The organism is Dactylosporangium sp. NPDC050688, from assembly GCF_040654515.1.
Classification (GTDB): Bacteria; Actinomycetota; Actinomycetes; order Mycobacteriales; family Micromonosporaceae; genus Dactylosporangium.
Window position 1 is genome coordinate 343,240 of sequence record NZ_JBFAIC010000001.1, and the last position, 12,347, is coordinate 355,586.

Here is a 12,347-nt window from a genome sequence, read left to right on the forward strand (position 1 = left end):
CAGGCAGAGGGCGGGCCTCCAGGCCCGCCCTCTTGCGCGTCCGGCTCTTCTCGCGTCGCGCCTTTCGCGTCGCGCCTTCGCGCCTTTCGCGTCGCGCCGTCAGCGCAGTGCGGTGACGCCCGGCGGCGGCAGGCCCGCCGTCGAGGCGAGCAGCGCGCACCAGGCGTGCACGTGGGCCTGCAGGTCGACGTCGGTCGGCGTCCAGGACGCCCGGATCTCCAGGTCCGCGGCGGTCGGCGGGCCGGCCAGGTCGCCGAAGCGGGTCGACAGCGTCTGCGTGACCGTGCCGCCGATCGCCGTGTAGGAGGCGCCGTGGCCCTCCAGGGCGTCGGTCAGCCAGCTCCAGCCGACCCCGGGCAGCAGCGGGTCGGCGGCGAGCTCCGCCTCCAGCTCCGCCGTCACGTACGTGACGAGCCGCATCGTGCCGTCCCACGCGTCGTGCCCGGCCGGGTCGTGCAGCAGGATCAGCCGCCCGGTGGCGACCTCGTCGCCGTCGCGCAGCACCGTGCCGCTCATCGCGTGGGCGAACGGGGCGAGCCGCTGCGGCGCCGGCATCTCCTCGAGCTCGATCTCGGGCCGCGCCGTGACCGCGCGCAGGTCCTCCACCGCCCGGGTGAACGTGAGGGGAGTCGCGGTCGATGGCGCCATACCGGAAGAGTAAGGCGCAAACCCACGCGGGGGGTGCCGCCGCGCCGCCGTTGCGCACGCAGTGAAACGATGAGTTCGCTATGACTGACAATTTGCTTCTGCGTGCCGCCCGCGGCCAGGCGGTGCCGCACCCCCCGGTCTGGTTCATGCGCCAGGCCGGACGGTCCCTGCCCGAGTACCGCGCGCTGCGTGCCGGCATCGGCATGCTCGAGTCGTGCCGGCGGCCCGACCTGGTCTGCGAGATCACCCTGCAGCCGGTGCGCCGCCACAAGGTCGACGCGGCGATCCTGTTCAGTGACATCGTCGTGCCGTTGCAGGCCGCCGGCGTCGACCTGGACATCGTCGCCGGCACCGGCCCCGTCGTCGCCGCGCCGGTGGCGAGCATGGCCGACGTCGACGCACTGCCCGCCCTGAGCCCCGACGCCGTCGGGTTCGTCGCCGAGGCGATCCGGCTGCTGCTCGCCGAGCTCGGCCCGACCGCGCTCATCGGCTTCGCCGGGGCGCCGTTCACCCTCGCCAGCTACCTCGTCGAGGGCGGCCCGTCACGGCACCACGTGAAGACGAAGGCCCTCATGTACGGCGCACCCGACGTCTGGCACGCCCTGTGCGGCCGGCTCGCCGACATCACCCTGACCTTCCTGCGGGTGCAGGCCGAGGCGGGCGTGCACGCGGTGCAGCTGTTCGACTCGTGGGCCGGGGCGCTGTCCGAGGCCGACTACCGCCGCTACGTCCTGCCGCACTCGCGCCGCGTCCTGGACGGACTGGCCGGCACGGGGCTGCCGAGGATCCATTTCGGCGTCGGCACCGGTGAGCTGCTGCCCGCCATGGCGGAGGCCGGCGCGGACGTGGTCGGCGTGGACTGGCGCACGCCACTGGACGCGGCCGCGGCGCGCGTGCCGGGCAAGGCACTGCAGGGCAACCTCGACCCGTGCGTGCTGTTCGCGCCGTGGGAGGTCGTGGAGCAGGAGGCGCGCCGGGTGATCGCCGAGGGCCGCAAGGCGTCCGGGCACATCTTCAACCTCGGGCACGGCGTCATGCCCGAGACCGACCCCGACGTGCTGACCCGCCTGGTGGAGCTGGTCCACACGGCGTAGCGGGCTCAGTAGGTCGGGCTCCAGCGCCACCAGCCGTGGTCGCCGGCGAGCTGGGCCAGCCGCGAGCCGAGCATGAGCGACGTCGCCCGGGCCTCGCCGGCGAGCCGGGCGTGCACCTGCTCGGCGATCTCCGGCGCCCGGTACTCGGCGTGCTCCAGCAGCTGCAAGGTCACCGACCACCAGTACCGGTCCTCGTCGCTGGCGTGCGGCGCACCGCCGGCGAACCACTCCGCGAGCCCGTCGAGCAGGTCGTCGCCGACGCCGTCGGGGTCGGTGAGCCGCAGCGCCGCGCACACCCGCGCGACCACGTCGTCGTCCCAGCCGGACAGGTGCCCGCGCACCAGCGTGTGCAGCGACGGGTGGCCCAGCGCGCCGGCCGCGTCGATCTCCAGCGAGAACACGTTGACGCGGGCCAGCCGCTCCTGCAGCACCGGCAGGATCCGCTCGTCGCGCCGCCGGGCCAGGCCGAGCAGCGCCTCGCACCGGGTGTCGTCGTGCGGGTCGTCGAGCCGCACCAGCAGCGCCTCACGCAGCACCGGTGCGTCCACCTCCGACAGCTGGGTGCCGAGCGCGAAGCACGCCCAGTCCCGCACGTCGTCGTCGGGGTCGTTGCTCAGTACCAGCAGCGCCCGCACCGTGTCGTCGGGCGAGGCCTCCCCGAGGACGCTCGGCAGCGCCTGGGCGACCGCCCGCCGCACCCGCGGGTCGGCGTGGTGGATCAGCGGCAGCAGCAGCGGCAGCGCCTCGTCGTCGTAGCACCAGGCGACGGCGTCGGCGAGCTCGGCCGGGGACGTCGTCGCGTCGGCCAGCAGCGCCGAGATCGTCCGGGCGGTCGGCTCCACGTCGTCGACGGGGGCTGCCCGTGCCTCGGCGGCCGCCTCCGCGGCGGCGGCCGCGGCCGCCGGATCCGCGAGGTCGGCCAGCTCGGCCAGCTCGGCCAGGTCGGCGATGACGTCGGCGAGCGGGTCCGTCGCATAGGCGTCGCCGTCCTGCCCGGCCCCCAGCTGCCCGGGGGCCGCCTGGCCGGCGCCGATCTGCCACGGGTCCGTGGTCCACGGCTCGGCGGTCCACGGTGCGTGACCGCCGGCGGCGCCGGCGTCCAGCGCGCGGTCGCTCGGCTCGTCCGGTGACGGTCGGGAGGACGCGAGGTCGCTCATCCGAGAGAGTCTGCTCGCCTCCGGCGAGATGTTCCAGAGGGGTTCGCCCCACAGATGGACATCCCGCTGGTCAGATTCGCCCGACCCGACGACATATCGACGCACTTCGGGTGCACCGGCCGCCGCGACGACCTCGTCAACGTCCCCGGCTGCCCAGGCGCAGCGACTGCCACGACCCGTCGGCCGCCCAGCCGCCGTCGACGGAGAGTGCGGCACCGTTGACGAACCCGGAGCGCGCCGGGTCGGCGAGGAACGCCACCGCCCGGGCGATGTCCTCCGGCTGCGCGAACCGGGCCATCGGCACGTGGTCGGTGATGTCGGTGTCCGCGTACGCGCCCGACGCCTGCGACTCGTCGTCCATCTCCGTCTTCACCCAGCCGGGACAGACCGCGTTGACCCGCACGCCCCGGCCGCCCCACTCGACCGCGAGGGTGCGGGTCAGCCCGATCAGGCCGTGCTTGCTGGCGTTGTACGCCACCCGGTCGGCGACCCCCAACAGCCCCGCCACCGAGGCGATGTTGACGATCGAGCCGGTGCCGCGAACCAGCATCCGGCGCCCGAACGCCCGGCACAGCAGGAACGGCCCGGTCAGGTTCACGTCGAGCACCCGCCGCCACTGCGCCGCGTCGGTGTCCTCGGCCGGCGCGATCGAGGCGATGCCGGCGTTGTTCACCAGCACGTCGCAGCCGCCGTACGCGTCCTCGACCTCGCTCACGAACCGCGCGACGTCCTGCTCGTCGGACACGTCACCGGCGAAGACGAGCCCGTCGAGGTCCACCGGCCGGGTGTCGATGACCGCCAGCCGATAGCCCTCCTCGGCCAGCACCTCGGCGGTCCTGCGGCCGATGCCCTGGGCCGCGCCGGTGACGACGGCCACTCGTGGTTCTGTCATACACCGACCATAGACTCGGGGCATGGTTGGGGGCGTGCGCAGACGGGTCGCGGTCATCGGTGGTGGCATCGCCGGTCTCGCCGCGGCGCACCGGCTGCGCGAGCGCGCCCCGCACCTCGACGTGGTGCTGTTCGACCAGGGCGAGCGTCCCGGCGGCAAGCTGCGCACCGTCGAGCTGGCCGGTGGCCCGGTCGAGCGGGGCGCCGAGTCGTTCCTGTCCGGTGACCCGGCCGGCGGCTCGAGCGCCGCGGTGCGCCTCGCCGAGCAGGTCGGGCTCGGCGACGACCTCGTGCACCCCGCCACGGCCAGGGCCGCGGTCGCGGTCGGCGGCGGCCTGCTCGACCTGCCCGCCGGCACCCTCATGGGCATCCCGGCCGGCGACGACCCGGCCGACCGGCCTTCCGGCCGCCCCCTGCTGCGCCCCGGCGAGGACGTGACCGTCGGCGGGCTGGTCCGCCCGCGCCGCGGCGACCTCGTCGTCGACCGGTTCGTGGAGCCGCTGCTCGGCGGCGTCTATGCCGGCCGTGCCGACCGGCTCTCGCTGCGCATGGCGCTGCCCGCCCTCGCCGACGCGGCGGAGTCGTCCGACACCCTCACCGGCGCGGTCCGCACGGCCCTCGCCGCGCGGCGGGCCACGCCGGGCGCGCCCGTGTTCAGCGCCGTGCGCGGTGGTATGAGCCGGCTCGTCGACGCGGTCGCCGCCACCCTGCCCGACGTCCGGCTCGGCCTGCCCGTGCGCGACCTGCACCGGCACGGCACCGGCTGGCGCCTCACCGTCGGCTCGACCCGCGACCCGTCCACGGTGGACGCCGACGGCGTGGTCCTCGCCGTGCCGGCTGCCCCCGCCGCCCGCCTGCTGTCCACTGTGGATGGCGTGGCGGGCGTGCCGCTCGACTACGCCAGCGTCGCCCTCGTCGCGCTCGCGCTGCCGGCCACCAAGCTGCCCGAGCTGTCGGGGTTCCTGGTGCCGGCGACCGAGGGCTTCGCGGTCAAGGCCGTCACGTTCTTCGACCAGAAGTGGTCGCACCTGCGCCGCCCCGGCCTCACCGTCGTGCGCGCCTCGGTCGGCCGTGCCGGCGACGAGCAGCAGCTGCAGCGCACCGACGCCGGCCTGCTCGACCTGGTCCGCGACGAGGTGGCCCGGCTTCTCGGCGCCGACCGCCTGCCCGACCCCGTCGACGCCGCCGTCTTCCGCTGGGGCGGCGGCCTCCCGCAGTACGAGCCCCACCACCGCGACCGGGTCGCCGCCCTGCGCGCCGCACTCGCCGCCCACCCGGCGATCGCCGTCGCCGGCGCCGCCTACGACGGCGTGGGCATCCCCGCCTGCGTCACATCGGGCCGGACCGCCGCCGACGCGCTGATCCAGGCCCTGGAAGGATGACGACATGACCAGCAGCAACGCCGCCCGCATCCGCGAGCTCAACGACTCGATCCGCTACACGATGTGGTCGGTGTTCCAGGCTGGGACACCCCTCGACCCGGCCACCCGCGCCGAGGTCGCGGCCGAGGCGACCGCCTTCCTCGCCGACCTGGCCGCCAAGGACGTCGTCGTGCGCGGCACCTACGACGTCGCCGGCCTGCGCGCCGACGCCGACCTCATGATCTGGTGGCACGCTTCGAGCGCCGAGGCCCTCCAGGAGGCCTATGCGGCGCTGCGGCGCACCGCCCTCGGCACCCACCTGCGGCCCGTCTGGTCGCAGGTGGCCCTGCACCGCCCCGCCGAGTTCAACAAGAGCCATATCCCGGCCTTCCTGGCCGACGAGGAGGCGCGCGCCTGGGTGTGCGTGTATCCGTTCGTCCGCTCCTACGAGTGGTATCTCCTGCCCGACGAGGAGCGCCGCGCCATGCTCGCCGAGCACGGCAAGATGGCCCGCGGCTATGCCGACGTGCGCGCCAACACGGTGGCCAGCTTCGCCCTCGGTGACTACGAGTGGATGCTCGCATTCGAGGCCGACGACCTGCACCGCATCGTCGACCTGATGCGCGAGCTGCGGGCCTCCTCCGCCCGCCGCCACGTCCGCGAGGAGGTCCCCTTCTACACGGGCCGCCGCCGCGACATCGCTGACCTGATCGCCAACCTGCCGTAGCCCGCAGCCCCTGCTGCTCGCCCCGCGGCCCCGCCGCGGCTTACCTGGGTCGCGTCCGGCGGGCGTGGCCTGGCTGGTCGCCGGTGGCCTGGCCTGCCGCTGGTGGCCTGACTCGTCGTCGGTGTCCTTCCGCCGGTGCCCTGGTTGGTCGTCGGTGGCTTGGTCTGCCTCCGTGTTGCTCGCCACGGTGAAGCGGGTGACTTCGCGAGGACGGCCACATGTCAGTCACTTCCGGTCCCACCTCGCCGGCATGGACGGGTGAGCACGAGCGCCACGGTGTTGACCATTGCTTGAGGCACGGGACCGAGGCGGCACAGGGGTCGATTGCGTCACTCTCCGTGGATGCCGGCCGCCGTCAGGAACGATGGCTGTCCATACGCTCATGGCACTCGGCCTTGGACCATGGGTACAACCCGGTGGATTGCTGCAACCCGGTGGATTGCTGCAACCCGGTGGATCCCTGTTTGCCGGGGCACAGGGATCCACCGGGTAGTGCTGCTCGGTCGCGCGCATGCGCGGGCGACGCGGGGCGGCTTCCCGGCATTCATCACGATGGGTGAGGGGAGCGCCGATTCAGCCCCCGTCGCGGCGAGCGCGACCGGCCGCGGCCGGCTCCGAGGTGGGCGTCGCGGCGCTCGTCGTCAAGGGGTGGGGGCGGGGCGGTGCATGGGGACGTGTTCGATGCCGTCGTCCAGGAAGCGGGGGCCGGAGATGGTGAAGCCGAAGCGCTCGTACACGCGGATGGCCGTGGTCTGCGCGTCGAGGGTGGCGGGGCGTGGGCCGATGACGGTCACCGCCTCCGTCAGCAGGCGGCCGGCCAGGCCCTGGCCGCGGTGGGTCGGGGCGGTCGCCACGCGGCCGATGCGGGCCGAGCCGTCCGGTTCGGTGAGCACGCGCAGGTAGGCGAGGACCGGGCCGGGCGGGTCGGTCAGCCAGACGTGGACGGTGGACGGCTCGGTGTCGCGGCCGTCCAGGTCTGGGTACGCGCAGTGCTGCTCGACGACGAAGACGTCGCTGCGGAGGCGGAGGAGGGCGTACAGGGTGAAGACGTCCAACGAGGCGAACGGCGCGCTGTGCATGATCACGGTTCGAGGGTAGCCAGCCGCTCGGCGGCCTTGCGGGCGGCGATGAGGACCGGGTCCCAGACGGGAGCGTAGGGCGGGGCGTAGGACAGGTCGAGGCCGGTCATCTCCTCGACGGTCATGCCGTGCCAGAGGGCGATGGCGAGGGCGTCGATGCGCTTCGCCGCGCCCTCCTGGCCGACGATCTGGGCGCCGAGCAGGCGGCCGGTGGTGCGCTCGGCGATGATTTTCGTGGTGATGGGGACGGCGCCGGGGTAGTAGCCGGCGCGGGTGGTGGACTCGGTGACGGTGGAGAAGGTGGCGAAGCCGGCCGCCGCGGCCTCGGTGGTGGACAGGCCGGTGCGGGCGACCTCGTACGCGCAGATCTTGGAGACCGCGGTGCCGACGACGCCGGGGAAGGTGGCGTAGCCGGCGCCGATGTTGATGCCCGCGGCGCGGCCCTGCTTGTTGGCGTGGGTGCCGAGGGCGATCGCGACCGGGCGCTGCGAGACCAGGTGGAACACCTCGACGCAGTCGCCGGCGGCCCAGACGCCCTCGGCGGAGGTGCGCAGGCGCCGGTCGACGGTGATGCCGCCGCTCGCGCCGACGGCGATACCCGCGTCGGCGGCGAGCTTGCTGTTGGGGCGGGTGCCGAGGCCGAGGATGACGATGTCGGCGGGCAGCACCCCGTCGGCGGTACGCACGCCGGTGACCCGGCCGCCGGAGCTCTCGAACCCTTCGAGGGGGCAGGACAGCCGCAGGTCGACGCCGAGGCCGCGCAGCGCGTCGGCGACGAGGGTGGCCATGTCGGGGTCGAGGGTGCGCATCGGCTGGTCGGCGGCGTCGATGAGGGCGACCTGCAGCCCGCGGCGGATCATCGCCTCGGCCATCTCCAGGCCGATGTACCCGGCGCCGACCACGACGGCCCGGCGGGGCTCGTGGCGGTCGAGGAACGACAGCAGCCGGATGCCGTCCTCCAGGGTCTGCACCCCGTGGATGCCGGCGGCGTCGGCGCCGGGCACGTCGGGGCGGGCCGGCACGCCGCCGGTGGCGATGACGAGCTGGTCGAAGGGCTCGGTGTAGGAGTCGCCGCCGGCGGGGCGGACGGTGACCGAGCGGTCGTCGAGCGAGATCGCGACGACCTCGCTGCCGAGGCGCAGGTCGATGCCGAGGTCGCGGAACTGCGCCGGGGTCCGGGCGACCAGGTCGTCGGGCTCGGCCACGTCGCCGGCGACCAGGTACGGGATGCCGCACGCCGAGTACGAGACGTGCTGCCCCTTCTCGAACGCCACGATCTCCAGCTCGGCGGGCTTGCGGCGGCGGCGGGCCTGGGAGGCGGCGCTCATCCCCGCGGCATCACCGCCGATGACGACGAGGCGCTGTGCAGAAGTCACCCGACCATTTAATCGTGTTTGTCGGGTGCCGGGATGGCGGCGCCGGTGTCGTCCCAGACGTTGCCCGAGTTGGTGCTCAGGTTGGTCTGGGTGCTGATGAGGATCGGGCACACGAATCTGCTGTTGCGGCCGAAGCGGTTGCTGACCACGGCGATGCCGGTCATCGGGGTGGGGCCGCCGCCGCGGTGGGCGAAGTTCAGCACGCACTGCCCGCCGTCGAGCCAGTTGCGCTCGACCCGGATGTCGCCGCTCGCACCCGTCTCCTGGGTGACCTGGTAGGCGGCGTTGGCGCGGGTGCCCGGGTGGAGCACGTTGTGCCGCAGCGTGATCCGCCGCCCGCCGCGGGTGTCGACGGCGTCGTTGATCGTCGCGCCGCCGCCGGGGGCGCCGCTGCCGTAGTACGTCAGGTCGTGGATCCAGGAGTCCTGCACGACGACGTCGGTGCCGGCCCGCACCCCGTCGACGGTGCCGTGGATGTTGACCCGGGTCAGCGTGGTCGCGCTCGCCCACACCCCGTCGAGGCAGGCGTTGGGGTTCGCCGGGGCGATCTCGACGTCCTCGATGACGGCGCTGCCCTCGACCTGGATGACCGCGGCCGGGCACCGGGCCGCCCCGCCACGCACGACGGAGTTGCGGATGGTCACGTTCCTGCCGGTGATGCGGACGTACCCGCGGATGTCGGCGTCGGCCACCACGGTGTTGTCGGCGGAGATCGTCTGGTCGCCGGTGAGCACGGTGAGCGTGGTCCCGGCGATGACCCCGGTGTTGCCGGCCGCCGGCTTTCCGCCGCCCCGCGACACGACCCGCGGCGCGGACGGCGACCCGCCAGGCGACGTGGACACCGACGGCGACGGCGACGCGGACCGGGAGGCGGCGGAGGAGCCGGTGCCGGGCAGCCCGGCCATCTCCGCGGAGCGGCGCTGCTCGGGGGTCAGCCCGTCCGCCGACGTCCGGCGCGACGGCTGCGTCAGTGGGTACACCAGGATCGCGGTCAGTGCCACCGTGGCGACGCCGGCGACCGCCACGCCGATCGGCCCCCAGTGAATGCGGCGCCCTGTCGCCGGAAGATCACTCTCGGTGGTCACCGACCCTTTTTAGTGGTACAGGAGTGACGGGCGCAAGCCATTGATGCGTACGGTTACCCAAGTGCCTTCGACATCTGCAGCGAAGTCGTCTCGAACCCCAACGATTCGTACAGGTGCCGGGCGCCGGGGTTGTGCCCGAAGACGTTCAGGCCGAGCCGGGCGACGCCGCGGGCGCGCAGTTCCTCCTCGGCGGCAAGCATCAGCGCCCGGCCGTACCCGCGGCGGCGGTGCGCCTCCTCGACGTGGATCTCGTAGATCCACGCCTGCGGCCGTTCGGTGGTCGGCATGCCGATCCACAGGAACCCGACGACCTCGCCGCCCGCCTCCCCGGCGAACAGCAGCTGCCCCTCGGTGGCCAGGCCGTCGGGCAGCAGCGCCTGGAACTGCCGTTCGATGCGCGCGGTGACCTCCGCCGGGTCACTGCGCCCGGCGCGGACCTCGTCGGCGGCGTACTCGGCCATCAGGGCGGGGATGCGGACGTCGTACTCGGCCTGGGTGAGCGGGCGGATGCTGAGCATGGGCTCACAATACGAAGGCGTCCGTCCACAGCTGCCGCGACCGTCCCGCCAGCGCGTCGAGCAGGCCGACTGCCTGCCCGTCGGTGAGCGCGGCGACGAAGTCGACGATCGCCCGGCCGCGGGCCATGGCCGTGGGGTCGAGGTCGCCGCCGGGCAGGCCGTAGTCGGCGGTGGTCAGGTCGCGCACCTCGGCGTGGGCCATCTCGACCAGGTCGTGCAGCCGCCGCGGCAGCCGCGTCGCCTCGTCGGGGTCGACCAGCCACGCGTGCAGCGCCTCGACCAGCGCGCCCAGCAGCCGCGCCTGGCCCCGCTGGTGCAGCGCCAGGTCCGGTCGTTCGAGCACGAACCGGTGGTGCACGAACTTCAGCACCTGCACCTCGTGCCACTGCGCGGGGGCGAGCGCCACGTGCCCGCAGCGCACCGGCGGGTCGGGCAGCACGTGGATGGCGTCGATGAGCCGGCGGGTCCAGCGCGCCGAGAACCGCGCGACGCCCTGCTCCGCCTCGATCGAGCCGTCGAACGGCGCCGAGAGCAGCCCGTCGACCAGTTCGTGGCGGACGTGCTCCACCGCCGCCCAGAACGCGTCGTCGTCGCTGATCCAGCCGTCCTTGCGGAACAGGTCGCGGCGCAGCAGCTCCACCGAGCGCCCCGGCCGGCGGGCGGAGCCGTGCAGCTCGGCGAGGTCCAGCGCGCGCAGCTCGGTCGCGTCGCGCTGCCAGGCGATCAGCTCGGTGGCCACGGTGCCCTGCTGCAGGACCCCGACCCGGTGGAAGTCCTCGAGGTCGTGGATGGCGTAGGCGATGTCGTCGGCGGTGTCCATCACCGAGGCCTCCGCGGTCTGCTGCCACGGCGCGAGCCGGCCCTCGAACGGCGCCCGGGCCTGGCGCAGGTCGTCGAGCTCGGTCACGTAGGCGCCGAACTTCACCGACCCGGTCACGGGGTCCTCCGGGTCCACCCCGGCCCCCCGCGGTGGCGGCTGCATCAGGTGTACGTGCGGCGAAGGGTATGTGCGCCGCGTCCACGGGTACTTCGCCATGGCCGCCCGGACCGCGGCGGTGAGGTCCAGCCCGACGGTCGAGCCGCTGATCTCGGTGCTCGTCACGATCCGGTACGACTGCGCGTTGCCCTCGAAGCCGTCGGGGAGCCCGAGCCGCTGCCGGGCGAGCCGGTCCAGGACCCGCTCGCCGAGGTGCCCGAACGGCGGGTGGCCCAGGTCGTGCGCGAGCGCCGCGGCCTCGACCACGTCGGCGTCGCAGCCGCCGAGCTTGTCCAGCAGCGGCCGCGCGCCGCCGGTGGGGGAGCACAGCCGCTCCACGATCCCGCGGGCCACGCTGGCGACCTTGAGGCTGTGCGTGAGCCGGTTGTGCACCAGCAACCCGGACCCGCCGGGGCTGATCACCTGGGTGACGCCGCCGAGCCGGGCGAAGAACGGTGACGCGACGATCCGGTCGCGGTCGGCGCGGAACGGGTTGCCGGACAGGTCACCGGCCGGTCCGCCGAACAGGCGCTCCTCTCTCATCAGGGCTTGCGCACCTCGATGACGAAGCCGCTCGCGGTCACGGCCGCCGCGGGGTGGCGCGCCAGCAGCAGGTCGAGCACCTTGAGCGGGGAGAGGATCCAGGTGAGCGGCAGGATCGCCCGGTACAGCCGCATGCTGCCGAACGACAGCAGCATCGCCAGCCACTCCTGCAGCGTCCACAGCATCCCCGACGTGGGTCCGGCGCCGACCTTGACGCTGAGCACCTCGAACTGCGGGAACTGCTCGCGCAGCCCGACCTGCGTGTAGCGCTGGAAGTCGTACGGCGAGGCGTGGAACGGCTGCATGAACGGCACGAACACCAGCATGCGGCCGCCGGGGCGCAGCAGTCGATGCATTTCGGCGATGTGCGCCGCCGGGTCCGGCACGTGCTCCAGCACCGCGATGCTGATCCCGCCGGCGAGGCTGCCCTCGGCGAGCGGCACGGTGCGCAGGTCGGTGACGATGTCGACGTTGGGGTAGGTGCCGCCGTCCAGGCAGATGACGCGCGGGTCGCGGCGGTGGGTGCCGCAGCCGAAGTCGGCGACCAGATCGCGGTCGAGGTCGAAGCTGCGCAGGAACGGCATGATCAGGTTGCGGTCCATCACCGGCGACAGAACCTTGATCGCCGTCGGGTACGCCCTGTTGAACCGCTTCTTGACGAACTCCTTGACCCGGTTGAGCGCGTCGGCGGTGAGCTCCTCGGACTCGAACCCGCCGAACGTCAGCTGCCCGCCGCGGCGCCGGCCGGTGTGACCGCAGGCCGCGCAGGCGATCGTCGCGCCGTCGCCGAGCCGCAGCGGCGCCCGGCACGCGGGGCACGCCAGCACCTCGGCCAGGCGGGCCTGGCGGTCCGCCGCCGGCACGGTCGCGAGGGTTCCGGTCACAGTGTCGT

General features: G+C 74.0%; 12 protein-coding genes. 3 read left to right on the forward strand and 9 right to left on the reverse strand.

What is annotated here, in order from left to right; genetic code table 11:
* Positions 1-99: 99 nt before the first annotated feature.
* On the reverse strand, positions 100-648 hold the full coding sequence (locus AB0H83_RS01665) for a DUF3000 domain-containing protein (protein WP_360085099.1): 549 nt from the start codon (positions 646-648) through the stop codon (positions 100-102).
* 80 nt (positions 649-728) lie between these two features.
* Between AB0H83_RS01665 and hemE the strand changes: the two genes are divergently transcribed.
* On the forward strand, positions 729-1,742 hold the full coding sequence (gene hemE, locus AB0H83_RS01670; RefSeq protein ID WP_360085102.1) for a uroporphyrinogen decarboxylase: 1,014 nt from the start codon (positions 729-731) through the stop codon (positions 1,740-1,742).
* 5 nt (positions 1,743-1,747) lie between these two features.
* On the opposite strand, the gene AB0H83_RS01675 is transcribed toward hemE, so the two are convergent.
* The gene (locus AB0H83_RS01675; protein ID WP_360085105.1) at positions 1,748-2,899 is read right to left on the reverse strand and encodes a HEAT repeat domain-containing protein; all 1,152 of its coding nucleotides are present in this window, start codon (positions 2,897-2,899) and stop codon (positions 1,748-1,750) included.
* 136 nt (positions 2,900-3,035) lie between these two features.
* A complete protein-coding gene (locus AB0H83_RS01680) occupies positions 3,036-3,791 on the reverse strand; it encodes an SDR family oxidoreductase (RefSeq protein WP_360085108.1) in 756 nt (251 codons plus the stop codon).
* A gap of 22 nt (positions 3,792-3,813) precedes the next feature.
* Here AB0H83_RS01680 and hemG point away from each other — a divergent pair, with 22 nt between their 5' ends.
* A complete protein-coding gene (gene hemG / locus AB0H83_RS01685) occupies positions 3,814-5,172 on the forward strand; it encodes a protoporphyrinogen oxidase (protein WP_360085111.1) in 1,359 nt (452 codons plus the stop codon).
* A gap of 4 nt (positions 5,173-5,176) precedes the next feature.
* Positions 5,177-5,878 carry a hydrogen peroxide-dependent heme synthase gene (hemQ, locus tag AB0H83_RS01690; protein ID WP_360085114.1) on the forward strand — a complete coding sequence of 234 codons (702 nt, stop codon included), beginning with the start codon at positions 5,177-5,179 and terminating at the stop codon, positions 5,876-5,878.
* Between the two features lie 641 nt (positions 5,879-6,519).
* On the opposite strand, the gene AB0H83_RS01695 is transcribed toward hemQ, so the two are convergent.
* Genes AB0H83_RS01695 through AB0H83_RS01720 form a run of 6 tightly spaced genes read right to left on the reverse strand, consistent with a single transcriptional unit; the run spans position 6,520 to position 12,339 of the window.
* Positions 6,520-6,957: a GNAT family N-acetyltransferase gene (locus tag AB0H83_RS01695; protein WP_360085569.1), complete on the reverse strand. Its 438-nt coding sequence runs from the start codon at positions 6,955-6,957 to the stop codon at positions 6,520-6,522.
* A 2-nt stretch (positions 6,958-6,959) separates the two neighbouring features.
* On the reverse strand, positions 6,960-8,333 hold the full coding sequence (locus tag AB0H83_RS01700; RefSeq protein WP_360085117.1) for an FAD-dependent oxidoreductase: 1,374 nt from the start codon (positions 8,331-8,333) through the stop codon (positions 6,960-6,962).
* A gap of 8 nt (positions 8,334-8,341) precedes the next feature.
* Positions 8,342-9,418, reverse strand: coding sequence for a hypothetical protein (locus AB0H83_RS01705; RefSeq protein WP_360085120.1), 1,077 nt, complete (start codon positions 9,416-9,418; stop codon positions 8,342-8,344).
* A gap of 53 nt (positions 9,419-9,471) precedes the next feature.
* Positions 9,472-9,936, reverse strand: coding sequence for a GNAT family N-acetyltransferase (locus tag AB0H83_RS01710; RefSeq protein ID WP_360085123.1), 465 nt, complete (start codon positions 9,934-9,936; stop codon positions 9,472-9,474).
* A gap of 4 nt (positions 9,937-9,940) precedes the next feature.
* Positions 9,941-11,455, reverse strand: coding sequence for a dGTP triphosphohydrolase (gene dgt, locus AB0H83_RS01715; RefSeq protein ID WP_360085126.1), 1,515 nt, complete (start codon positions 11,453-11,455; stop codon positions 9,941-9,943).
* The gene (locus tag AB0H83_RS01720; RefSeq protein ID WP_360085129.1) at positions 11,455-12,339 is read right to left on the reverse strand and encodes a class I SAM-dependent methyltransferase; all 885 of its coding nucleotides are present in this window, start codon (positions 12,337-12,339) and stop codon (positions 11,455-11,457) included. The genes dgt and AB0H83_RS01720 overlap by 1 nt, the downstream gene beginning before the upstream one ends.
* Positions 12,340-12,347: the final 8 nt, after the last annotated feature.

Coding starts and splice junctions, on each gene's coding strand:
- AB0H83_RS01680 (WP_360085108.1), bottom strand. CDS start 3,791: ATGACAGAACCACGAGTGGCCGTCGTCACCGGCGCGGCCCAGGGCATC.
- hemQ (WP_360085114.1), top strand. CDS start 5,177: ATGACCAGCAGCAACGCCGCCCGCATCCGCGAGCTCAACGACTCGATC.
- AB0H83_RS01710 (WP_360085123.1), bottom strand. CDS start 9,936: ATGCTCAGCATCCGCCCGCTCACCCAGGCCGAGTACGACGTCCGCATC.
- hemE (WP_360085102.1), top strand. CDS start 729: ATGACTGACAATTTGCTTCTGCGTGCCGCCCGCGGCCAGGCGGTGCCG.
- AB0H83_RS01675 (WP_360085105.1), bottom strand. CDS start 2,899: ATGAGCGACCTCGCGTCCTCCCGACCGTCACCGGACGAGCCGAGCGAC.
- hemG (WP_360085111.1), top strand. CDS start 3,814: ATGGTTGGGGGCGTGCGCAGACGGGTCGCGGTCATCGGTGGTGGCATC.
- AB0H83_RS01695 (WP_360085569.1), bottom strand. CDS start 6,957: ATGCACAGCGCGCCGTTCGCCTCGTTGGACGTCTTCACCCTGTACGCC.
- AB0H83_RS01665 (WP_360085099.1), bottom strand. CDS start 648: ATGGCGCCATCGACCGCGACTCCCCTCACGTTCACCCGGGCGGTGGAG.
- dgt (WP_360085126.1), bottom strand. CDS start 11,455: ATGAGAGAGGAGCGCCTGTTCGGCGGACCGGCCGGTGACCTGTCCGGC.